We start from the raw sequence: 22,972 nt of genomic DNA on the forward strand, positions 1-22,972 counted from the left end.
CAGGTCGGGCAGGGTGCGGCGGCATCCTCACATCAGATGTCCCGGAAGATCTCGATCTGCGCCCCGATCGAGTTCAGCCGCTCCGCCAGGTCCTCGTACCCCCGGTTGATGACGTAGACGTTGCGCAGCACCGACGTGCCCTCCGCCGCCATCATCGCCAGGAGGACGACCACCGCCGGGCGCAGGGCCGGCGGGCACATCATCTCGGCGGCGCGCCAGCGGGTCGGGCCCTCGACCAGGACGCGGTGGGGGTCCAGGAGCTGGAGCCGGCCGCCGAGACGGTTGAGGTCGGTGAGGTAGATCGCGCGGTTGTCGTAGACCCAGTCGTGGATCAGGGTCTTGCCCTGGGCGACGGCCGCGATCGCCGCGAAGAACGGGACGTTGTCGATGTTCAGGCCGGGGAACGGCATCGGGTGGATCTTGTCGATCGGCGCCTCCAGCTTGGAGGGCCGGACGGTCAGGTCCACCAGGCGGGTGCGGCCGTTGTCGGCGACGTACTCGGGCGTGCGGTCGTGGTCGAGGCCCATCTCCTCCAGGACCGCCAGCTCGATCTCCAGGAACTCGATGGGGACCCGGCGCACCGTCAGCTCCGACTCCGTGACCACCGCGGCGGCCAGCAGGCTCATCGCCTCGACCGGGTCCTCGGAGGGGGAGTAGTCCACGTCGACGTCGATGACGGGCCTGCCGTGCACGGTGAGGGTGGTGGTGCCGATGCCCTCGACCTCGACGCCGAGCGCCTCCAGGAAGAAGCACAGGTCCTGGACCATGTAGTTGGAGGAGGCGTTGCGGATGACGGTGACGCCGTCGTGGCGCGCGGCGGCCAGGAGCGCGTTCTCGGTCACCGTGTCGCCGCGCTCCGTCAGCACGATCGGGCGGTCGGGTCGCACCGAGCGGTCCACCACCGCGTGGTACTGGCCCTCCGTCGCCGCGATGTCCAGGCCGAACCGGCGCAGGGCGATCATGTGCGGCTCGATGGTCCGGGTGCCGAGGTCGCAGCCGCCGGCGTAGGGCAGCCGGAAGCGGTCCATGCGGTGCAGCAGCGGGCCGAGGAACATGATGATGGAACGGGTGCGGCGGGCCGCGTCCTCGTCGATCGCGCCCATCTCCAGGTCGGCGGGCGGCACGATCTCCAGGTCGACGCCGTCGTTGATCCAGCGGGTGCGCACGCCGACGGAGCCGAGGACCTCCAGGAGGCGGTACACCTCCTCGATGCGGGCGACCCGGCGCAGCACCGTGCGCCCCTGGTTGAGCAGCGAGGCGCACAGCAGGGCCACGCACGCGTTCTTGCTGGTCTTCACATCGATGGCCCCGGACAGCCGGCGCCCGCCGACCACCCGCAGATGCATGGGGCCCGCGTAGCCCAGCGAGACGATCTCGCTGTCCAGGGCCTCACCGATACGGGCGATCATCTCAAGGCTGATGTTCTGGTTGCCGCGTTCGATGCGATTGACGGCGCTCTGGCTGGTACCGAGCGCCTCGGCGAGCTGCGCCTGTGTCCAGCCCCGGTGCTGACGGGCGTCACGGATGAGCTTGCCGATGCGTACGAGGTAGTCGTCTGCCATGAGGCTGAGGTTATCTCAGATATGAGATGGCGCCTCCCGGGGGGTCCGTTCGGGTGACGCCGTGTCAGCGCCGCTTGGCCGAACGGGTGCTGCGCCATCCGAAGGGTCCGGGCAGGTCCATCGACGTCGTACGGCGTCCGGTGCTGCTGTGGGTGTGCCGCGGGCCGTTCTTCCCGCCGGTCGTGATGGACCAGGAGTGGCGGTTTATGTTCAGGCGCACTCCGGGCAAAATGCGAAAACTCTTACGAAACGTGAGCGGCATGGGGTCACCTTCCCGGTTCGGGTCCTTTCGCAGCCGTATACCCCCGTCCGGCGGCTCGATGGCTCCGGCCGGACGATGAGGGGAAGGGTCGGGGCATGACCGGTCGGCCCGCATGTACTAGAGTTATCTCGACATCGAGATATCTGCCGAGGCGCACCGCGGTCGCCCGCCCTGTAAGGGTTACCTAACTTAGCCTGACCTTAGCGGATGGGCCGAGAAGGCGTGGCGGCAGGATGCGGTGGAACGCGCACATGAATGAAGGAGACTGTCGTGTCGGCGAACAGCTTCGACGCCCGCAGCACGCTGCAGGTGGGCGACGAGTCGTACGAGATCTTCCGCCTGGACAAGGTGGAGGGCTCGGCCCGGCTCCCCTACAGCCTTAAGGTCCTGCTGGAGAACCTGCTCCGCACCGAGGACGGCGCGAACATCACCGCCGACCACATTCGCGCCCTCGGCGGCTGGGACTCGCAGGCGCAGCCCTCGCAGGAGATCCAGTTCACGCCGGCCCGCGTGATCATGCAGGACTTCACCGGCGTCCCCTGCGTCGTCGACCTCGCCACCATGCGCGAGGCCGTCAAGGAGCTGGGCGGCGACCCGGCGAAGATCAACCCGCTGGCCCCGGCCGAACTGGTCATCGACCACTCCGTCATCGCCGACAAGTTCGGCACGAACGAGGCCTTCGCGCAGAACGTCGAGCTCGAGTACGGCCGCAACAAGGAGCGTTACCAGTTCCTGCGCTGGGGCCAGACCGCCTTCGACGAGTTCAAGGTCGTCCCGCCCGGCACCGGCATCGTCCACCAGGTGAACATCGAGCACCTGGCCCGCACCGTCATGGTCCGGGGCGGACAGGCGTACCCCGACACCCTCGTCGGCACCGACTCGCACACCACCATGGTCAACGGCCTCGGCGTGCTCGGCTGGGGCGTCGGCGGCATCGAGGCCGAGGCCGCGATGCTCGGCCAGCCGGTCTCCATGCTCATCCCGCGCGTCGTCGGCTTCAAGCTGACCGGCGAGCTGCCCACCGGCACCACCGCCACCGACCTCGTGCTGACCATCACCGAGATGCTGCGCAAGCACGGCGTCGTCGGCAAGTTCGTCGAGTTCTACGGCGAGGGCGTCGCCGCCACCTCGCTCGCCAACCGCGCCACCATCGGCAACATGTCGCCGGAGTTCGGTTCCACCGCCGCGATCTTCCCGATCGACGACGAGACCCTGAACTACCTCAAGCTGACCGGCCGCAGCGAGCAGCAGGTCGCGCTCGTCGAGGCGTACGCCAAGGAGCAGGGCCTCTGGCTGGACCCGAAGGCCGAGCCGGACTTCTCCGAGAAGCTGGAGCTGGACCTGTCGACGGTCGTCCCGTCGATCGCCGGCCCGAAGCGCCCGCAGGACCGCATCGTCCTGGCCGAGGCCGCCCAGCAGTTCGCCAAGGACGTCCTCAACTACGTCGAGGTCCCGGCGACCCAGGCCGGCACCGCCGCCTCCCCGGTGGACGAGGCGAGCGACGAGTCCTTCCCGGCCTCCGACGCCCCGGCCTATGGCCACCAGGAGAACGGCGCGGGCGCCCCGCAGCACGCCGAGGGCACCGGTGCGGCCGTCCCGTCCAACCCGGTCACCGTCACCGCCCCCGACGGCTCGACCTACGAGATCGACCACGGCGCGGTCACCGTCGCGGCCATCACCTCCTGCACCAACACCTCCAACCCGTACGTCATGGTCGCCGCCGCCCTGGTGGCCAAGAAGGCGGTCGAGAAGGGCCTGACCCGCAAGCCGTGGGTCAAGACCACCCTCGCCCCGGGTTCGAAGGTCGTCACCGACTACTTCGACAAGGCGGGCCTGACCCCGTACCTCGACAAGGTCGGCTTCAACCTCGTCGGCTACGGCTGCACCACCTGCATCGGCAACTCCGGCCCGCTGCCGGAGGAGGTCTCCAAGGCCGTCAACGACCACGACCTCGCGGTCACCTCGGTCCTGTCCGGCAACCGGAACTTCGAGGGCCGCATCAACCCCGACGTCAAGATGAACTACCTGGCGTCCCCGCCGCTGGTCGTCGCCTACGCGATCGCCGGCTCCATGAAGGTGGACATCACCAAGGACGCCCTGGGCACCGACCAGGACGGCAACCCGGTCTACCTGAAGGACATCTGGCCCTCCGAGGCCGAGGTGAACGACGTCGTCGCGGGCGCCATCGGCGAGGACATGTTCTCCAAGTCCTACAGCGACGTCTTCGCGGGCGACGCCCAGTGGCAGGCGCTGCCGATTCCGACCGGCGACACCTTCGAGTGGGACCCGCAGTCCACCTACGTCCGCAAGCCCCCGTACTTCGAGGGCATGACCATGGAGACCACGCCGGTCGAGGACATCACCGGCGCGCGTGTCCTGGCCAAGCTGGGCGACTCGGTCACCACCGACCACATCTCCCCGGCCGGCGCCATCAAGGCCGACACCCCGGCCGGCAAGTACCTCACCGAGCACGGTGTGGAGCGCCGTGACTTCAACAGCTACGGCTCGCGCCGCGGCAACCACGAGGTCATGATCCGCGGCACGTTCGCCAACATCCGCCTGCGCAACCAGATCGCGCCGGGCACCGAGGGCGGCTACACCCGCGACTTCACCCAGGACGGCGGCCCGGTCGCCTTCATCTACGACGCCTCGCAGAACTACCAGGCCGCCGGCATCCCGCTGGTCGTCCTGGCCGGCAAGGAGTACGGCTCCGGCTCGTCCCGCGACTGGGCGGCCAAGGGCACCGCGCTCCTCGGCGTCAAGGCCGTCATCGCCGAGTCCTACGAGCGCATCCACCGCTCCAACCTCATCGGCATGGGCGTGCTCCCGCTGCAGTTCCCGGAGGGCGCCTCGGCGCAGTCCCTCGGCCTGACCGGCGAGGAGACCTTCTCCATCACCGGCGTCACCGAGCTGAACGAGGGCCGGACGCCGCGCACGGTCAAGGTCGGCACCGACACGGGCGTCGAGTTCGACGCGGTCGTCCGCATCGACACCCCCGGTGAGGCCGACTACTACCGCAACGGCGGCATCATGCAGTACGTGCTGCGCAGCCTGATCCGCAAGTAGGCGGCACGGCAGCCGGCACCGGACAATGGGCCGCACCCCCGGCGACGGGGGTGCGGCCCTCGGCGTTGCCGGCGAGACCCCGCCTACGCCAGCAGCTCCACCTCCGCGAGCCGCGCCGCGCCGCCGGCCTGCGCGAACACCAGCCGGTAGTGCGCGTACGCGCCCGGTTTCCGTATCGAGAAGGCCCGGGTCTGCCGGTCCCAGCGGAACGTGTCACCCGCCCGCTCGTCCAGCGTCCGCCACGTCGTGCCGTCCGCCGAGCCCTGGAGCGTCCAGCCCGTCGGGGCGGCCGTCCGGTCCGCCGGCGACGTCAGCGTGTACTGCACCGCCCTGGTGCGCCCTTCCACCGGCAGGTCGACCGTCGTCACCTCCGCCTCCGTCGCCGACGTGTCGTCGAAGAGGGCCCCTTCGCCCCGTACCGCGTCCTCGCGCGGCTCGGGCACCCGGTCGCCCTTGGTGATCGACACCGGCGCCGCGTCCTCGCCCGTGCCCCACGACGAGGGCCTCGGGCCCATCGCGAACTCCAGCTCGGCGCCCTTCGCCAGCAGCGCGTGGGGCAGCGAAGTCGACGTCCAGGTGCGGCCGTCGACCTTCAGGCCCTGCACGTAGACGTTCTTCGCGCTGTTCTCCGGGGCCCGCACCACCAGATCCCGCCCGTTCTCCAGGTGGACGGTCGCCTTGGTGAACAGCGGTGAGCCGACGGCGTACTCGCCGCTGCCCATCACCAGCGGGTAGAAGCCCAGCGCGGAGAACAGATACCAGGCGGACTGCTCGCCGTTGTCCTCGTCGCCGTGGTACCCCTGACCCACCGCGCTGCCGGTGTAGAGGCGGGACAGCACCTCGCGGACCTTCTCCTGCGCCTTCCACGGCTGCCCGGCCGCGTCGTACATGTAGATCGCGTGATGGGCGACCTGGTTGGAGTGGCCGTACATGCCCATCCGCACGTCCCGCGCCTCGGTCATCTCGTGGATCACGCCGCCGTAGGAGCCCACGAACTCGGGCGAGGCGGTCTCCGGCGTGGCGAAGTACTCGTCCAGCTTGTCCGCGAGGCCCGCCCGGCCGCCGTACAGGTTGGCCAGGCCCCGGCTGTCCTGCGGGGCGGTGAAGGCGTAGCCCCAGCCGTTGGTCTCCGTGTAGTCGTGGCCCCACACCCGCGGGTCGTACGCCGAGGACTCCACCCGCCACTCGCCGTCGGCGTCCCGGCCCTGGAAGAAGCCGGCCTCGGAGTCGAACAGACGGACGTACTCCCGGGCCCGGTCCAGGAAGTACTCGGACTCCTCCTCGTACCGGCGCTCGCCGGTCTCCCGGTACAGGGCGCGGCCCATCCGGGCGATGCCGTAGTCGTTGAGATACCCCTCCAGCGCCCACGACAGGCCCTCGTGCGTGTCCGTGCCGGTGTAGCCGAGGAACGGGGAGGTCGCCATGCCCTTGCGGCCCACGCCCGGCGCCGGCGGCACCACGGTCGCGTTCTTCACCGCCGCGTCGTACGCCGCCTCCGCGTCGAAGTCCACGCCCTTCACGTAGGCGTCGGCGAACGCGACGTCGCTCGACGTGCCGGTCATCAGGTCCGCGTACCCCGGCGAGGACCAGCGCGAGGTCCAGCCGCCGTCCTTGTACTGCTGCACGAACCCGTCGGCCAGCTCGCCCGCCCGCGAGGGCGTCAGCAGCGAGTACGCCGGCCACGTCGTGCGATAGGTGTCCCAGAAGCCGTTGTTGACGTACACCTTGCCGTCCACGATCTTCGCGCCGGTGCGCGTCGGCGTGTCCGGGCCCGGCATCGGCGAGAACGGCGAGGCGTACTTGTACACGCCGTCGACCTTCTCGAAACCGGAGTTGGGGTACAGGTACAGCCGGTAGAGGCCGGAGTAGAGGGTGGTGAGCTGGTCCGGGGTCGCGCCCTCGACCTCCACCTTCCCCAGCAGGCGGTCCCACTGCGCCCGCGCACGGGACTTCACCGTCTCGAAGGAGACGCCCCCGGGGATCTCCTGGCGCAGGTTGTCCCTCGCCTGGTCCACGCCGATCAGCGAGGTCGCCAGGCGCAGGGTCACCGTGCGGTCCGCGCCCGCGTCGAAGCGCAGCCAGCCCTTGACGCCCGCCGAGTCGCCGCCGGTGACCGGCCGGTCGAACTCGCCGTACACGAACAGCCGCGTCGCGCCCGTCGACAGGCCCGACTTGACGTCCGAGTAGCCCGTGACGGTGCCGGTGGCCTCGTCCAGCGTCAGGCCCGCCTGGTCGGTGACGTTGTCGAACAGGACGCTCGCGTCGTCGCCGGGGTAGGTGAAGCGCAGCACGGCCGCGTGGTCGGTCGGCGCCATCTCCGCGGTGAGCCCGTTCTCGAACCGCACGCCGTAGTAGTACGGCCGTGCCGTCTCGTTCTCGTGCCGGAAGGCCAGCTCCCGCTGCTCCCGGCCCAGTTCGGGGGTGCCCGCGGCGACGGACGGCATCACCTGGAAGGTCTGCCGGTCGCCCATCCAGGGGCTCGGCTCGTGGCTCGCGCTGAACGCCTGGATCGTCGGCAGGTTGTCGGCGTTGTTGCCGCGCGCGTAGTCGTACAGCCAGCTCAGCGAGCCCGCGTTGGTCACCGGCGTCCAGAAGTTGAAGCCGTGCGGGACGGCCGTCGCCGGGAAGGTGTTGCCGCGCGAGAAGGCGCCGCTGGAGTGGGTGCCGCGGGTGGTCACCGCGTAGTCCGACAGGTGCGCCTTCGGCTTCTCGGGCGGCGCCGGCCGCAGCGACACGTCGTCGATCCAGCCCCGGAAACGCGCCGGCCCCTTCGGGGCGTCGTACGCCACCAGGACGCGGTCGACCGTGCGCCCCGCCGCCACCGACCCGATCCGCGCGGCGACGTCGTTCCACTGGTTGACGTAGAGCACCTTGGACTCGCCCTGCCCGCGCGGCGTCAGCGGGAAGCCGTGCCGGTCCTGCGGGCGCAGGTCGCTGAGGTAGGTGCCGTCGGTGAAGGCGAGGTCGACCGCGACGTTGGTGGCGGCGTAGTCCAGGTCGCCGTCGGCCATCTGGGGGAAGATCCGGTACGCCAGCTCGGTGTCCCGCCCGACGGCCACGTCGACGTCGAAGACCTTGTTGTACGAGTACGCCCGGCCGTCGGCGGTGTGCCGGCCGGCGTAGCGCAGCGCCCGCTTCCCGGTGAAGCCGGCGCCCGCCTTCGCGGTGGGCGAGCCGCTCGGGCCCCGGTCGACCAGCGAGAGCATGTCCGGCGGGACGGGTCCCTCCTCGCCGCCCGTCGAGAACTGCACGTCGGCGAGTTGCAGGATGCCGCCGCCGTTGTTCCGCGTCACGTCGAGCCGGAAGTGACGGTACTCGCCGACCGCGTCCGGCGCGAGGTCGAACGTCCTGGTCCGCAGCCGCTCCGGGAAGGACTCGCCCGAGCGGGTGTCCAGGACCGTCCACTCCTCGCCGTCGGCCGAACCCTTCAGGGTCCAGTCCACCGGGTCGCGCTCGGCGTGGTCGTTGGCGGAGGTCAGGGCGTAGCGGACGAGGCGGACCGGCGCGTCCAGGCCGAACTCCGCCCAGCCGGACGGCTCGAACACCAGCCACTTGGTGCCCGGCTCCCCGTCGACCAGGTTCTCCTTCACCTCGCCGCCGCCGGTGTTCTCGCCGCTCGCCCGGACGTCGGTGACCCGGTCGGTCACATTGCCGGGGATGCCGCTGCTGTGGCCGCCGTCCACACCCGAGGCCCGGCCGGCGCCGTCCGGCCCGCGCTCCACGGTGTTCAGCCAGTCGGGCGCCGGTTCCCCGCTCTCGAAGGACGACGCGAACTCCGTTCCGGCCGCCTCGGGGGCGGCGGGCAGGGCGACGGCCGCGCCCTGCGATCCGGCGGCCATGACGAAGGCGGCCGCCGTGACGACCGCCGTACTCCATCCGTGCCGCTTCCCGCGCCGGTCTCTCCACCGGTGCGCGTGCCGTACCGACTGCCACATGGGCGAGCACCCTTTCCGAGCTGGACAACGTTGTCACCTTCGGTGCACAAGATCCAGTAGTGGCCCAAGTGCACCGCGGTGTCAAGGGTGTTGACTTCGGTCTGCGGGGTGGATGTCGCGCGTTTTTCCGGCATGAGGCATACGGATCGCCCATATTTCCGCGAGGTCTCAACTCGGAAAAGACCACCGGCCAACCTTGCATTCGATCTTGCTCCTTCGGCCGGAAGTGGACTATACCTGTCGGCGATTCACCCAACGCGCGATCCGCGTCATCTGCCCGACCCTGCTTGACCCCACCGCGGTGCCGGGGAGGATCCGGTTCACCGCCTGAGTCCTGAAGAAGGCGAGGACTTGAGCATGGGATCCATTTCCGCCGAGAACACCAGCAGTCCCGAAGGCGTCGGCCGGCGCGCCCTGATCAAGCGGTCCGCCGCGCTCGGGCTGGCGTCGGTGCCGGCCATGAGCCTGCTTTCCGCCTGTGCCAGCGGCGGCGGGGGGGACGACGACTCGGGCGACGACACCCGGGGGAAGACGTCGAAGGACAACCCCTTCGGCGTCAAGGAGGGCAGCAAGCTCGACGTCGTCATCTTCAAAGGCGGATACGGCGACGACTACGCCAAGGCGTGGGAGGCCGACTTCGAGAAGAAGCGCGGGGTCGTCTCCACCCACACCGGCACCCAGGAAATCACCGGGAAACTCCAGCCCCGGTTCAACGCGGGCAATCCGCCGGACATCGTCGACAACTCCGGCGCCCAGAAGATCAAGATCGACGTCCTGCACCGCAACGGCCAGCTGCTCGACCTCGCCGAGGTGCTGGACGCGCCGAGCGTGGACGACCCCTCGAAGAAGGTCCGCGACACCGTCATCCCCGGCACGCTCGACCCGGGCCTGCAGGGGGGCAAGGTCGTCGCCCTCAACTACATCTACACGGTGTGGGGCCTGTGGTACTCCGGCAAGCTCTTCCAGGAGAAGGGCTGGCAGGAGCCCAAGACCTGGGACGACTTCCTCGCCATCTGCCGGGACGCGAAGTCCCAGGGCATCGGCGGCCTGGCCCACCAGGGCAAGTACCCGTACTACATCAACGTCGCCATCATGGACCTGATCGCCAAGAAGGGCGGCCTGGACGCCATGAAGGCGATCGACAACCTGGACCCGAAGGCGTTCGTCGGGTCCGACGCCGCGCAGGCCGCCGTCGAGGCGATCTACGAGGTCGTGGAGAAGGGCTATCTGATGCCCGGCACCAACGGTCTGACCCACACCGAGTCCCAGACCCGCTGGAACCAGTACAAGGCCGCCTTCATCACCTCCGGCTCCTGGCTGGAGAACGAGCAGCTCAAGCAGACGCCCCCGGACTTCGACATGAAGTTCCTGCCGATGCCGGTGCTGCCGGACAGCGTGATGCCGTTCGAGGCGATCCGGGCCGGCTCGGGCGAGCCCTTCATCATCCCGGCCAAGGCCAAGAACCTGCCCGGGGCCAAGGAGTTCATGCGGATGATGCTCTCGCGCGAGTGGTCGACGCTGTTCGCCAAGGAGGCGAACTCGCTCACCATCCTCAAGGACGGCGTCGACCCGAGCGTCCAGCTGCGGCCCGGCACCCAGTCGACCGTCGAGGCGTCCAAGGCGGCCGGGGAGAACACTTTCCGGTTCCTGTACTCCGAGTGGTACAGCGAGATGGACTCGGCGATCCAGAACGCGTCGAACGAGCTGATGGCCCGGCGCATTCAGCCGAAGGAGTGGCTGAAGCGGGCCCAGGCCGCGGTCGATGAGGCCGCGAAGGACCCGGAGTCGAAGAAGAATCGCCGCGAGTAGTTCCGAGTCGTTTCCGACGAGCGCCGCGAGGGGCGCGGTGGAATGCGGTCCGCGGCTCGCCCGCGGTGGGCCCGGCCCGTGCGGCGGCACCGCACACCGACACCGCCCGCGCCCCTTTCGGGGCTCACAGGCAGGGGCAGGTTTTCATGCGTAAGGGGCAGTATCGGTTCGTCGCCGGGTTTCTCCTCGTGCCCGTCGCGCTCTACCTGGTCTTCGTCATCTGGCCGTACGTCCAGACCTTCGGCTATTCGCTGACGGACTGGAAGGGACAGTCGCAGACCTTCAACTTCGTCGGCCTGGACAACTACGAGAAGCTGTTCCAGGACGACGTCTTCCTGCGGGCGATCTGGCACAACATCCTGTTCCTGATCTTCATCCCGGTGATCACGATTCTGCTCGCCCTGTTCTTCGCCTTCATGGTGAACGCGGGCGGACGCAGCCGGGCCGGCGGGGTGTCGGGGGTCGCCGGATCGAAGTTCTACAAGATCGTCTATTTCTTTCCGCAGGTCCTGTCGCTCGCCATTCTCGCGGTGCTGTTCGGGGCCGTGTACCGCAGCGACAGCGGAGGAATGCTCAACGGCGCCCTGATGACCCTCGGGCTGGTCGACGAGAACAGTCCCGTCGAATGGCTCAACGAGCCCAGCCTGGTCCTGTGGGCGCTGATCCTCGTCGTCGTCTGGCACGGCGTCGGCTTCTACCTGGTGCTGTTCTCCGCGGCCATGCAGTCCATTCCGCGGGACATCTACGAGGCCGCCCTGATCGACGGGGCCGGCCGCGCCCAGTCGTTCTTCCGCATCACGCTGCCGCTGCTGTGGGACTCCGTGCAGACGGCGTGGGTCTACCTCGGCATCGCAGCGATGGACATGTTCATCCTGGTCTCCACCATGACCTCCGGCGAGTTCGGCGGCGGCCCGGACCACCGCAGCGAGGTCATGGCGACCGTGATGATGCGCAACTTCCTGTACTTCGGCGAGAGCGGCTACGCCTGCGCCATGGGCGTGGTCATGCTCGTCCTCACCCTGATCCTGTCCGTGGTCATGCTGCGCGCCACCCGCCGCGAGCGCGTCGAGTTCTGAGCGGGGGAGACGACGATGAGCACACCCACCAAGGAGACCGCCGGCCGTCCGGCCGAGCGGCCCGTGTCCAAGGGGCCGGTCCGGGCGGACGGCCGGCGCGGGGAGGGCGTGGTCCTCAACGCCTTCTCGCACGGCTTCCTCGCCCTGTGGGCCCTGATGATCGTCCTGCCGCTGCTGTGGCTGGTCCTGAGCGCCTTCAAGACGGACGCCCAGATCGCCGGCTCCGCCTTCGGCTGGCCCGAGAACTGGTCGCCGGACGTGTTCGGCCGGGCCTGGGAGAAGGGCATCGGCGACTACTTCCTCAACACGGTCGTGGTGCTGGCCTTCTCGGTGCCGCTGACCATGCTGTTCGGCTCCATGGCCGCGTACGTGCTGGCGCGCTACGAGTTCTGGGGCAACCGGCTGCTGTACTACTTCTTCGTCGCCGGGGCGATGTTCCCGGTGTTCCTCGCCCTGGTCCCGCTGTTCTTCATGGTCAAGCGGCTGGACATGCTCAACACCTACCAGGGCCTGATCCTGGTCTACATCGCCTACTCGATGCCGTTCACGGTCTTCTTCATGCACGCCTTCTTCCGGACCCTGCCCACCGCGGTGTTCGAGGCGTCGATCCTCGACGGGGCGTCGCACACGCGAACCTTCTTCCAGGTGATGCTGCCCATGGCCAAGCCCGGTCTGATCAGCGTGGGGATCTTCAACACGCTGGGGCAGTGGAATCAGTTCATTCTGCCGACGGTGCTGATGCAGCCGCAGAGCGGTGACGATCCGGAACGCTATGTGCTCACCCAGGGACTGATCCAGCTGAACCAGCAGCAGGGGTACGCCTCCGACCTGCCCGTGCTGTTCGCGGGCGTGACGATCGCCATGATCCCGATGCTGGTCGTGTACCTGTCCTTCCAGCGTCAGGTGCAGGCGGGGCTGACCTCCGCGACCTTGAAGTAGCCGTCGGTCACCGTCCGGGCGCACCCCGTTCCCCGCGCAGGGAGCGGGGTGCGCCGCTGTGTGCACAGCCGCGGAAATTGTTCAACCTCTTGACGGGAGGCAACCCGAACGGCTCAGCTTAGAGTTCACTAGTTGGACATAGACGGGGCCTCATTGAAGCGGTCCCGCGCGCAGGAGGTCGTCGTGGAGACTCCGGGGTCGCAGTCGTCGCTGCACCGAGCCAACCTGGAGCGGGTCGTTCGAGCCGTGCGACTGGCGGGTTCCCTCACGCAGGCGGAGATCGCGAGGACCACGGGTCTTTCGGCGGCGACCGTCTCCAACATCGTCCGGGAGCTGAGGGAGGGCGGGACCGTCGAGGTCACGCCCACCTCGTCCGGCGGCCGGCGGGCCCGCAGCGTCTCGCTGAGCGGTGACGCCGGCATCGTGATCGGCGTCGACTTCGGGCACACCCATTTGCGCGTCGCGGTCGGGAACCTCGCCCACCAGGTGCTGGCCGAGGAGTCCGAGCCGCTGGACGTGGACGCCTCCGCCGCGCAGGGGTTCGACCGCGCGGAGGAAGTGGTCGACCGGCTGATCGAGGCCACCGGGGTGAACCGCGCCAAGATCGCCGGCGTGGGCCTCGGCGTGCCCGGTCCGATCGACGTGGAGTCCGGGCAGCTGGGTTCGACCGCGATCCTGCCGGGCTGGACCGGCGCCAAGCCCGCCGAGGAACTGCGCGAGCGGCTCGGCGTGCCCGTGCACGTCGACAACGACGCCAATCTGGGCGCGCTCGGCGAGCTGGTCTGGGGCAGCGGCAAGGGCGTGCGGGACCTGGCCTACATCAAGGTCTCCAGCGGTGTCGGCGCGGGCCTGGTGATCGACGGGAAGATCTACCGGGGGCCCGGCGGCACTGCGGGAGAAATTGGACATATTACACTTGACGAATCCGGCCCCGTCTGCCGCTGCGGCAACCGGGGCTGCCTGGAGACCTTCGCGGCGGCGCGCTACGTGCTGCCGCTCCTCCAGTCCAGCCACGGTACGGATCTGACCATGGAGGGCGTCGTCAGGCTGGCGAGGGACGGAGATCCGGGCTGCCGTCGGGTGATCGCCGACGTCGGCCGCCACATCGGCAGTGGAGTCGCCAATCTCTGCAATCTGCTGAACCCGAGCCGAGTGGTCCTGGGCGGTGATCTCGCCGAGGCCGGCGAGCTGGTGCTCGGGCCGATCAGGGAGTCCGTCGGCCGCTACGCGATCCCCAGTGCGGCACGCCAGCTCTCCGTTCTCCCCGGGGCACTCGGTGGCCGTGCGGAGGTGCTCGGAGCACTCGCCCTCGCCCTCAGTGAGATGGGTGATTCGACCCTTTTGGACGGCTCGCTGTCGCTGACCGCGCCCGCCTTCACTTAGAGAACGGATGGCACCGTTGCCAACCCGTTAAGGATTTACTTCTTGACGTCGTACGCGTGGCCGAGTTGACTTCCAGCCACCTCGGCCGCAACGACGCGGCCTCGTCAGGGAGGTTTCTGAATGAACACGCGTATGCGTCGTGCCGCCGTTGCCATCGCTTCGGGTGCGATGGCCATCTCGCTCGCTGCCTGCGGCAGCGCCGAGGAGGCGGGCGGCGACAAGGAGGCCACCGGCTCCGCCGCCGCCAAGGGCGACGACATCAAGGTCGGCCTGCTGCTGCCGGAGAACAAGACGGCGCGCTACGAGAAGTTCGACCGCCCCTTGATCGAGAAGAAGATCAAGGAGCTGACGAACAACAAGGCGGAGATCCAGTACAACAACGCCCGCCAGGACGCCAACCTCCAGGCCCAGCAGGTCGACACGATGATCACCAACAAGGTGGACGTGCTGATCCTGGACGCCGTGGACGCGAAGGCCATCCAGAACTCGGTCCAGAAGGCCGTGGACGCCGGCATCAAGGTCGTCGCGTACGACCGCCTCGCCGAGGGCCCGATCAGCGCCTACACCTCGTTCGACAACGTGGCGGTCGGCAAGACCCAGGGCCAGGCCCTGCTGGACGAGCTGGGCGACAAGGCCAAGGACGGCCAGATCGTCATGATGAACGGCTCCGTCACCGACCCGAACGCCGCCCAGTTCAAGGAGGGCGCGCACTCCGTCCTCGACGGCAAGGTGAAGATCGGCAAGGAGTACGACACCAAGGAGTGGTCGCCGGACAACGCGAACGCCAACATGGAGTCGGCGATCTCGGCGCTCGGCAAGAAGAACATCGTCGGCGTGTACTCCGCCAACGACGGCATGGCCGGCGGCATCATCACCGCCCTGAAGGCCGCCGGCATCAAGGTCCCGGTCACCGGCCAGGACGCCGAGCTGGCCGCCGTGCAGCGCATCGTCGCCGGCGAGCAGTTCATGAGCGTCTACAAGCCGTACGCCCCCGAGGCCGAGGCCGCCGCCGAGATGGCCGTCGCGCTCGCCAAGGGCGAGGACCTCTCCGCCATCGCCGAGGACAAGGTCTCCAGCGCCAGCGCCAAGGACGTCCCGTCGGTCCTGGTCGACGTCACCTCGCTGACCCAGGAGAACATCATGGACACCGTCATCAAGGACGGCGTCTACACGGTCGACGAGATCTGCACCGCCAAGTACAAGGCGGCCTGCGACAAGCTCGGCATCAAGTAAGCCGCAGCACGCGCGTGAGGCACGACGCGGGACCCCGGTGACGGAGTCCCGCGCCCGCCGCCCCACGCACCCCCTACTCCTCCGGCGCCCCGCGTCACATACAGCCCCGCAAGCTAGCCGCGGGGCGCCGGACGGAACATCCCCCCAGTCTTTGCACAACCTCCCGCCGGGTCAGGCGGCGAAGGAGATGGTTCACGTGTCCGCTACGCCCGTGCTGGCGTTGCGCGGGGTCTCCAAGCGGTTCGGTGCCGTCCAGGCGCTCACCGACGTAGAGCTTGAGGTCCACGCCGGTGAAGTGGTCGCCCTGGTGGGCGACAACGGTGCCGGAAAGTCCACGCTGGTCAAGACGATCGCCGGCGTTCACCCCATCGATGAAGGCGCCATCGAATGGGAAGGCAAGGCCGTAACGATCAACCGGCCGCACGACGCCCAGGCCCTGGGCATCGCGACGGTCTACCAGGACCTCGCGCTGTGCGACAACATCGACGTCGTCGGCAACCTCTTCCTCGGCCGTGAGCTGCGGAAGTGGGGCGTCCTCGACGAGGTCGAGATGGAGCGGCGCGCACGCGAGCTGCTGAAGACCCTCTCGATCCGCATCCCGAGCGTGCGCATCCCGATCGCCTCGCTCTCCGGCGGACAGCGCCAGACCGTGGCCATCGCCCGCTCGATGCTCGGCGAGCCCAAGCTCGTCATCCTCGACGAGCCCACCGCCGCCCTCGGCGTCGAGCAGACCGCACAGGTGCTCGACCTGGTGGAGCGGCTCCGGGAGCGCGGCCACGCCGTGATCCTGATCAGCCACAACATGGCCGACGTCAAGGCCGTCGCCGACAAGGTGGCGGTACTGCGTCTGGGCCGCAACAACGGCGTCTTCGAGGTCAAGACGACCTCGCAGGAGGAGATCATCTCCGCCATCACCGGCGCCACCGACAACGCCGTGACCCGCCGTGCGGCGCGCACGAACGGGGAGGTTTCCAAGTGAGCACCGACAAGACCTCCACGGCGGCGAAGGACGAGCACGCCGTCGAGAACCCCGAGGCGGCCGCCGCCGCGGTGACCGCGGTCGACCCGCGGCTCCTCGTCCGCGAGCGGGGCCTCGCCGGCTACATCGGCGAGTTCAAGCGGAAGATGAAGGCCGGCGAGCTGGGCTCCATCCCGGTCGTCATCGGCCTGGTGATCATCTGCATCGTCTTCCAGAGCCTGAACTCCGCGTTCCTGTCCGCGCAGAACATCAGCGACATCACCGTCACGATGGTCGGCACGGGCATGATCTCCGTCGGCATCGTCTTCGTGCTGCTGCTCGGCGAGATCGACCTGTCCGTCGGCTCGGTCAGCGGCGCCTCCAGCGCCATCGCGGCCGTCCTCGCGGTCAACCAGGGCTGGCCCGAGTGGGCCGCGGTGGTCTTCGCGATCGTGGCGGGCGCCGCCATCGGCGCGGCGCACGGCTTCTTCTTCGCCGTCCTCGGCGCCCCGGCGTTCGCCGTCACCCTGGCCGGCCTGCTGTTCTGGCTGGGCTTCATGCTCCAGACGCTGGGCGAGAACGGCACGATCAACCTCGACAGCGACGGCCTGATCGGCAAGCTGACCACGTACTTCTTCACGGACATCGCCGCGGCCTACGCCCTGGCCGCCGTGATCACCGCCGTCTTCTTCATCACCTCGTTCCTCGGCAACCGCCGGCGCGAGGCGGCCGGGGTCCCCTCCCGCCCGATGAGCGACACGCTGCTGCGCACGGGCCTGCTGGCCGTGATCTCCTTCGCCGCCGCGTTCATGTACAACCAGTACAAGGGCCTGCCGCTGGCCACGGTGATCTTCCTGGTGTTCCTGGTCGCCACCGACTTCGTGCTCCGCCGCACCACCTACGGCCGCAAGGTCTTCGCGCTCGGCGGCAGCGTCGAGGCGTCCCGCCGCGCGGGCATCAACGTCACCGCGGTGCGGATCTCGGTGTTCGCGATCTCCGGCGGCTTCGCGGCCATCGGCGGCCTCTTCCTGGCCTCCAAGATCGCCTCCGCCAACCAGAGCGCCGGTACCGGCGACCTGCTGATGAACGCGATCGCCGCGGCCGTCATCGGCGGCACCAGCCTCTTCGGCGGCCGGGGCCGCACCTGGAACGCCCTCCTCGGCGTCCTGGTGATCGTCTCCATCCAGTACGGCCTCCAGCTGGAGTCCATCGCCGAGCCGGTGAAGTACATGATCACCGCGGGCGTGCTGCTGACCACCGTGGTCATCGACTCGATCACGCGCAAGACGCAGAAGACCGCCGGCCGCGCATAGCCGCGCACCGAGCAGTCCCTGTGCCCGGCACCCCCGCGGTGCCGGGCACAGTCGCGTCGTAAAGCCCTGTCCCGGTGGGCCGGGCCGATCGCGTGACACAGGTCGCACCGCCCGGGCGCGGGCGGCCGGGCCGGAACATTAGACTCGACGAGCCCGGCAAAAGCTCGATCAGCTCTTACTGCAAGGAGGCACGGGTGCCGCTGCTGACCCGCATCACGGGACCGCGCGATCTGGACCGGCTCAGCCAGGAAGAGCTGGCCCTGCTGGCGGAGGAGATCCGGACCTTCCTGGTCGATGCGGTATCCAAGACCGGCGGCCACCTCGGCCCCAACCTCGGTGTGGTCGAGCTGACCATCGCCCTGCACCGCGTCTTCGACTCGCCGAAGGACAAGGTGCTGTGGGACACGGGCCACCAGGCCTACGTCCACAAGCTGCTCACCGGCCGCCAGGACTTCGGCCGGCTGCGCGCCAAGGGCGGCCTGTCCGGCTACCCCTCGCGCGCCGAGTCCGAGCACGACGTCATCGAGAACAGCCACGCCTCCACGGTCCTCGGCTGGGCCGACGGCCTCGCCAAGGCCAACCAGTTGCTGAAACGCGACGACCACGTGGTCGCCGTGATCGGCGACGGCGCCCTGACCGGCGGCATGGCCTGGGAGGCGCTCAACAACATCGCCGACGGCGACCGCCCGCTGGTCATCGTCGTCAACGACAACGAGCGCTCCTACGCGCCCACCATCGGCGGCCTCGCCAACCACCTCGCCACCCTGCGCACCACCGACGGCTACGAGCGCTTCCTCGCCCGCACCAAGGAGGTCCTGGAGCGCACCCCGGTCGTCGGCCGCCCGCTCTACGACACCCTGCACGGCGCCAAGAAGGGCCTGAAGGACTTCATCGCCCCGCAGGGCATGTTCGAGGACCTCGGCCTGAAGTACGTCGGCCCCATCGACGGCCACGACATCGAGGCGCTGGAGTCGGCGCTGAACCGGGCCAAGCGCTTCCGCGGCCCGGTCATCGTGCACTGCCTCACCGAGAAGGGCCGCGGCTACGAGCCCGCCGAGCAGGACGAGGCCGACCGCTTCCACGGCATCGGCCCCATCCACCCCGACACCGGCCTGCCCATCAAGGCCGCCGCCGCCAGCTGGACCTCCGTCTTCGGCGACGAGATGGTCCGGCTCGGCACCGAGCGCGAGGACATCGTCGCCATCACCGCCGCGATGCTCCAGCCGGTCGGCCTGAAGAAGTTCGCCGACGCGTTCCCCGACCGCATCTACGACGTCGGCATCGCCGAGCAGCACGCCGCCGTCTCCGCGGCCGGCCTCGCCACCGGCGGGCTGCACCCCGTCTTCGCGGTGTACGCCACCTTCCTCAACCGCGCCTTCGACCAGGTCCTCATGGACGTCGCCCTGCACAAGTGCGGGGTCACCTTCGTGCTCGACCGGGCCGGCGTCACCGGCGACGACGGCGCCTCCCACAACGGCATGTGGGACATGTCGATGCTCCAGGTCGTGCCCGGCCTGCGCATCGCCGCCCCGCGCGACGCCGAGCAGCTGCGCGCCCAGCTGCGCGAGGCCGTCGACGTCGACGACGCGCCGACCGTGGTGCGCTACTCCAAGGGCGTCGTCGGCCCCGCCGTGCCCGCCGTGGGCCGCTTCGGCGGCATGGACGTGCTGCGCGAGCCCGGCACCGACACCCCGGACGTGCTGCTGGTCTCCGTCGGCGCGCTCGCCCCGATGTGCCTGGAGGTCGCCTCCCTGCTCGACAAGCAGGGCATCTCCGCCACCGTCGTGGACCCGCGCTGGGTCAAGCCCGTCGACGAGGCCATGGCGCCGCTCGCCGAGCGCCACCGCGTCGTCGTCACCGTCGAGGACAACTCCCGCGTCGGCGGCGTCGGCTCGGCCGTCGCCCAGGCCCTGCGCGACGCGGGCGTCGACGTCCCGCTGCGCGACTTCGGCATCCCGCCCCGCTTCCTCGACCACGCCTCCCGCGCGGAGGTCATGGCCGAGATCGGGCTGACCGCGCCGGCCATCGCCCGCCAGGTCACCGGACTCGTCGCCAAGCTCGACGGACGCTACGGCCGCACGGCCGACGAGGTCGAGGCCGCGCGCGACTGACCCGCGCGAGCGACCCCCGTACGACACCGCCGTACGGCGAGGAACCCGCGTACGGCCGAACGGGCCGGTTTCACCCGCGAACGAGGGGGAAACCGGCCCATTCGCGTGAAAGCTCCCGCGCCGGGGCATACGCACTACGCCCCCTCTCGATCATGTCGAGGACGACAAGCGTGGGAGGTAGTCCTCCGTGAGCAGCTCACTATTCCGGACCAAGAAGGTCGAACAGTCGATCCTCGACACCGAGGAGCCCGAGCACGCCCTCAAGAAATCCCTCTCCGCCCTGGACCTGACGGTCTTCGGCGTCGGCGTGATCATCGGCACCGGCATCTTCGTCCTCACCGGCTCGGTCGCCAAGAACAACGCCGGTCCGTCCGTCGCGCTGGCCTTCGTGGCGGCCGGCGTCGTCTGCGCCCTGGCCGCGCTGTGCTACGCGGAGTTCGCCTCCACCGTGCCGGTGGCCGGATCCGCGTACACCTTCTCGTACGCCTCCCTGGGCGAGCTGCCCGCCTGGATCATCGGCTGGGACCTCGTCCTGGAGTTCGCGCTCGGCACGGCGGTGGTCGCCGTCGGCTGGTCCGGCTACGTCCGCTCGCTGATGGACAACGCGGGCTGGCAGATGCCGGAGGCGCTGTCCGGGCGCGACGGGGCCGACGGGTTCGGCTTCGACATCCTCGCCGCGGCGCTGGTGCTGGTCCTCACCGCCATCCTCGTGCTCGGCATGAAGCTCTCCGCGCGCGTCACCTCGATCGTCGTCGCCATCAAGGTGACCGTCGTCCTCGTCGTGATCATCGCGGGCGCGTTCTTCATCACGGCCGACAACTACGACCCGTTCATCCCGGAGGCCAAGCCGGTGGAGGCCGGCGGCGGGCTGCACTCGCCGCTGATCCAGCTGATGTTCGGCTGGGCGCCCTCCAACTTCGGCGTGATGGGCATCTTCACCGCCGCCTCCGTGGTGTTCTTCGCCTTCATCGGCTTCGACATCGTCGCCACGGCCGCCGAGGAGACCAGGAACCCGCAGCGGGACATGCCCCGCGGCATCCTCGGCTCCCTGTTCATCTGCACCACCCTGTACGTGCTGGTGTCGATCGTCGTCACCGGCATGCAGCACTACACGAAGCTGTCCGTCGACGCCCCGCTCGCGGACGCCTTCAAGGCCACCGGACACCCCTGGTACGCCGGGTTCATCAGCTTCGGCGCCGCGGTCGGTCTCACCACCGTCTGCATGATCCTGCTCCTCGGGCAGACCCGCGTCTTCTTCGCGATGAGCCGTGACGGACTGCTGCCGCGGTTCTTCTCCCGCGTCCACCCGAAGTACAGGACCCCGCACCGGCCGACCATCCTGCTCGGCGTGCTCATCGCGATCGTGGCGGGCTTCACCAGCCTCAGCGAACTGGCCGAGCTGGTGAACATCGGCACGCTGTTCGCCTTCGTCATCGTCGCCATCAGCGTGATCATCCTGCGCCGCACCCGCCCCGACCTGCCCCGCGCCTTCCGCACGCCCCTGGTGCCGGTGCTGCCGATCCTGTCGGTCCTGGCGTCGCTGTGGCTGATGCTGAACCTGCCCGCGGAGACCTGGGTGCGGTTCGGCGTGTGGATGGCGATCGGCGTCGTCGTCTACTTCCTCTACGGCCGCTCCCACAGCCGCCTGGGCCGCCACGAGGAGACCCGCCCGGAGGACGTGGTGCATCCCCCGCGGGGTGCCGGCGGCGAGGGCTGAGACCCGGGCGCCCGGGGCGCGGCCGCCTGTGGACGCCCGCTCCGAGCGCCCCGGCCCGCGGCGCTCAGGGCCGGACCCTGCGCGGTCCCGTCACCTCGGCGCCGAGGGCCGTCACCCGCCGCCGCAGTTCGCGGTCCGCCGTCACCACCAGGCACGGCCGGTCCGCGCCCTCCTCGGCCACCAGCCGCACGATGCGGTCGTCGCCGCTGCCCTCCGCCGCCTCCACCCGCACACCGGACACCGGCTCCACGCCCCGGGCCGCGCCCTCCACCACCAGCACGATCTCCACCGGCCCCTGATGCCCAGGCAGCCCGTCCGCCGCCAGCCGGTCCCGCAGCCGCACCGCCGCCCCGTGCCGGTCCCGCCACCAGCCGTCCGGCACGGAACCGACGACGTTCGCCGCATCGACCACCACCAGCAACGGGACACCCATGGCACCAGCCTCCCACGGGCCCACCGTAAAGTGGTGTCCGTGTCAAAGGTCCGCGCACTCAACGGCGCCTGGTTCTTCCGAGGCCGTGACGGCCGGCTCGGCGCCTACCTCCCCGGTGACGACGCCATCCGCTTCCGGGCGGAGCGCCACCCCGGCGGCGCCTGGCTGCCCCCGCGCACGGTGGGCGGCGAACAGCCGCTGCAACCCGGCGTCGCCGTCGGCCAGGGCCCCGACGGCTACACCCACCTCGCCGCCTGGCGTCCCACCACCGGCGACGAGGCCGGCCTGGTGCACACGACGCACTACCGCCCTCACCTCGCCCCCCTGGACTGGATGCCGATCGGCCACCCGTACAAGAAGGGCGTGCGCACCGGCCTGCCCGCCGTGGCCGTCGACGCCGAGGGCCGCGCCTATCTCTTCGTCCGCAACCGCGGTCTGGGCGTCCACACGACCAACCAGAAGGAACGCGGCGGCTGGAACGGCTGGCACGACCTCAGAGGCTCCAAGGTCGGCGAGGAACTCGTCGCCGTGACGGGGGAGTCGGGCCTCATCGAGCTGTACGGCACGAGCCCGGCCGGCATCGTGCGCTGGCTCCAGGAGGAGCCGGGCGCCCGCCCGGTCATGGCCGATCCGCTGCCGTTCGAGGCGGTCCCGGGCACGCTCAGCGCGCTGCCCACCTCCAAGGAGGCCACCACCCTGTTCTACGCCGACCCCGAGGGCATGCTGCACGCCTGGCGGCCCGGCGGAGACCCGATCCCCCTGCTCGAGACCGCGGGCCCCGGCCCGGTGGCCGTCTCCCGCTGCGCCCTCGACGGCCACGACTGCACGCTCCTCGCCCAGCACGCGGCGAACGGCCGGATCGTCTTCGCGGCCTACCCCACCGAACAGGAGTCCGCAGGGCTCTGGTGGACCGAGTCGGGCCCGCAACTCCCCGCCGGCACCCGGGTGTCGCTCACCGAGGACGCCCGGGGCCGAGTGGTGGCCGCGAGCGCCGCACCGGACGGCCGACTGCTGATCGCCCGTCAGAAGGACGAGCCCGGGCTGGCGTTGGCGGCCTGGCGGGAGGTCTGAGCCGGCTGGCGGGAGGTCTGAGCCGGATCGCCCGCACGCCGCACCCATGACGAAGAGGGCCTCCGCGCACCACCGCGCGGAGGCCCTCTTCGCTTGCGCCGTCA

The 22,972-nt window shown here is 69.8% G+C and carries 15 protein-coding genes; 11 read left to right on the top strand and 4 right to left on the bottom strand.

Annotated elements, in window-relative coordinates:
- Nucleotides 1-32 precede the first annotated feature (32 nt).
- The gene (locus ABZY13_RS25470) at nucleotides 33-1,562 is read right to left on the bottom strand and encodes a UDP-N-acetylglucosamine 1-carboxyvinyltransferase (RefSeq protein WP_356634602.1); all 1,530 of its coding nucleotides are present in this window, start codon (nucleotides 1,560-1,562) and stop codon (nucleotides 33-35) included.
- Nucleotides 1,563-1,626: 64 nt separating this feature from the next.
- Nucleotides 1,627-1,824 carry a DUF4236 domain-containing protein gene (locus ABZY13_RS25475; RefSeq protein WP_356634604.1) on the bottom strand — a complete coding sequence of 66 codons (198 nt, stop codon included), beginning with the start codon at nucleotides 1,822-1,824 and terminating at the stop codon, nucleotides 1,627-1,629.
- 270 nt (nucleotides 1,825-2,094) lie between these two features.
- Between ABZY13_RS25475 and ABZY13_RS25480 the strand changes: the two genes are divergently transcribed.
- Nucleotides 2,095-4,890, top strand: coding sequence for an aconitate hydratase (locus ABZY13_RS25480; RefSeq protein WP_356634606.1), 2,796 nt, complete (start codon nucleotides 2,095-2,097; stop codon nucleotides 4,888-4,890).
- A gap of 83 nt (nucleotides 4,891-4,973) precedes the next feature.
- Here the strand turns inward: ABZY13_RS25480 and ABZY13_RS25485 are convergent, their stop codons facing one another.
- Nucleotides 4,974-8,729 (bottom strand): GH92 family glycosyl hydrolase, encoded by a 3,756-nt coding sequence (locus ABZY13_RS25485; RefSeq protein WP_356634663.1) that lies wholly within the window; start codon nucleotides 8,727-8,729, stop codon nucleotides 4,974-4,976.
- Nucleotides 8,730-9,182: 453 nt separating this feature from the next.
- Between ABZY13_RS25485 and ngcE the strand changes: the two genes are divergently transcribed.
- From ngcE to ABZY13_RS25530, 9 genes are all read left to right on the top strand, one after another.
- The gene (ngcE, locus tag ABZY13_RS25490; protein ID WP_356634609.1) at nucleotides 9,183-10,634 is read left to right on the top strand and encodes an N-acetylglucosamine/diacetylchitobiose ABC transporter substrate-binding protein; all 1,452 of its coding nucleotides are present in this window, start codon (nucleotides 9,183-9,185) and stop codon (nucleotides 10,632-10,634) included.
- Between the two features lie 146 nt (nucleotides 10,635-10,780).
- Nucleotides 10,781-11,710 carry a sugar ABC transporter permease gene (locus ABZY13_RS25495; RefSeq protein WP_356634611.1) on the top strand — a complete coding sequence of 310 codons (930 nt, stop codon included), beginning with the start codon at nucleotides 10,781-10,783 and terminating at the stop codon, nucleotides 11,708-11,710.
- A 15-nt stretch (nucleotides 11,711-11,725) separates the two neighbouring features.
- On the top strand, nucleotides 11,726-12,649 hold the full coding sequence (locus tag ABZY13_RS25500) for a carbohydrate ABC transporter permease (RefSeq protein ID WP_356634613.1): 924 nt from the start codon (nucleotides 11,726-11,728) through the stop codon (nucleotides 12,647-12,649).
- A gap of 183 nt (nucleotides 12,650-12,832) precedes the next feature.
- Nucleotides 12,833-14,032 (top strand): ROK family transcriptional regulator, encoded by a 1,200-nt coding sequence (locus ABZY13_RS25505; protein ID WP_356634615.1) that lies wholly within the window; start codon nucleotides 12,833-12,835, stop codon nucleotides 14,030-14,032.
- A gap of 120 nt (nucleotides 14,033-14,152) precedes the next feature.
- A complete protein-coding gene (locus ABZY13_RS25510) occupies nucleotides 14,153-15,265 on the top strand; it encodes a substrate-binding domain-containing protein (protein ID WP_356634617.1) in 1,113 nt (370 codons plus the stop codon).
- Between the two features lie 187 nt (nucleotides 15,266-15,452).
- Complete coding sequence (locus ABZY13_RS25515) at nucleotides 15,453-16,244, top strand: ATP-binding cassette domain-containing protein (protein ID WP_356634619.1); 792 nt, start codon at nucleotides 15,453-15,455, stop codon at nucleotides 16,242-16,244.
- Complete coding sequence (locus ABZY13_RS25520; protein WP_356634621.1) at nucleotides 16,241-17,536, top strand: sugar ABC transporter permease; 1,296 nt, start codon at nucleotides 16,241-16,243, stop codon at nucleotides 17,534-17,536. The genes ABZY13_RS25515 and ABZY13_RS25520 overlap by 4 nt, the downstream gene beginning before the upstream one ends.
- 194 nt (nucleotides 17,537-17,730) lie before the next feature.
- The gene (gene dxs, locus ABZY13_RS25525; protein ID WP_356634623.1) at nucleotides 17,731-19,647 is read left to right on the top strand and encodes a 1-deoxy-D-xylulose-5-phosphate synthase; all 1,917 of its coding nucleotides are present in this window, start codon (nucleotides 17,731-17,733) and stop codon (nucleotides 19,645-19,647) included.
- Nucleotides 19,648-19,834: 187 nt separating this feature from the next.
- Nucleotides 19,835-21,364, top strand: a complete 1,530-nt coding sequence (locus ABZY13_RS25530) for an amino acid permease (protein ID WP_356634625.1) — start codon at nucleotides 19,835-19,837, stop codon at nucleotides 21,362-21,364.
- Nucleotides 21,365-21,428: 64 nt separating this feature from the next.
- Here the strand turns inward: ABZY13_RS25530 and ABZY13_RS25535 are convergent, their stop codons facing one another.
- Nucleotides 21,429-21,797 (bottom strand): NTP pyrophosphohydrolase, encoded by a 369-nt coding sequence (locus tag ABZY13_RS25535; RefSeq protein ID WP_356634627.1) that lies wholly within the window; start codon nucleotides 21,795-21,797, stop codon nucleotides 21,429-21,431.
- 39 nt (nucleotides 21,798-21,836) lie between these two features.
- Here ABZY13_RS25535 and ABZY13_RS25540 point away from each other — a divergent pair, with 39 nt between their 5' ends.
- Nucleotides 21,837-22,868 carry a hypothetical protein gene (locus tag ABZY13_RS25540; protein WP_356634629.1) on the top strand — a complete coding sequence of 344 codons (1,032 nt, stop codon included), beginning with the start codon at nucleotides 21,837-21,839 and terminating at the stop codon, nucleotides 22,866-22,868.
- Nucleotides 22,869-22,972: the final 104 nt, after the last annotated feature.

Origin of the sequence: Streptomyces sp. NPDC006610 (assembly GCF_040611575.1) — a bacterium.
In the GTDB taxonomy this organism is placed as follows: Bacteria; Actinomycetota; Actinomycetes; order Streptomycetales; family Streptomycetaceae; genus Streptomyces.

What these genes read in the sequence shown, in the direction of transcription:
- ABZY13_RS25475 (WP_356634604.1), bottom strand. Translation starts at nt 1,824, where the DNA reads ATGCCGCTCACGTTTCGTAAGAGTTTTCGCATTTTGCCCGGAGTGCGC.
- ABZY13_RS25515 (WP_356634619.1), top strand. Translation starts at nt 15,453, where the DNA reads ATGGTTCACGTGTCCGCTACGCCCGTGCTGGCGTTGCGCGGGGTCTCC.
- ABZY13_RS25485 (WP_356634663.1), bottom strand. Translation starts at nt 8,729, where the DNA reads ATGGCCGCCGGATCGCAGGGCGCGGCCGTCGCCCTGCCCGCCGCCCCC.
- ngcE (WP_356634609.1), top strand. Translation starts at nt 9,183, where the DNA reads ATGGGATCCATTTCCGCCGAGAACACCAGCAGTCCCGAAGGCGTCGGC.
- ABZY13_RS25510 (WP_356634617.1), top strand. Translation starts at nt 14,153, where the DNA reads ATGAACACGCGTATGCGTCGTGCCGCCGTTGCCATCGCTTCGGGTGCG.
- ABZY13_RS25470 (WP_356634602.1), bottom strand. Translation starts at nt 1,562, where the DNA reads ATGGCAGACGACTACCTCGTACGCATCGGCAAGCTCATCCGTGACGCC.
- ABZY13_RS25535 (WP_356634627.1), bottom strand. Translation starts at nt 21,797, where the DNA reads ATGGGTGTCCCGTTGCTGGTGGTGGTCGATGCGGCGAACGTCGTCGGT.
- ABZY13_RS25500 (WP_356634613.1), top strand. Translation starts at nt 11,726, where the DNA reads ATGAGCACACCCACCAAGGAGACCGCCGGCCGTCCGGCCGAGCGGCCC.
- ABZY13_RS25495 (WP_356634611.1), top strand. Translation starts at nt 10,781, where the DNA reads ATGCGTAAGGGGCAGTATCGGTTCGTCGCCGGGTTTCTCCTCGTGCCC.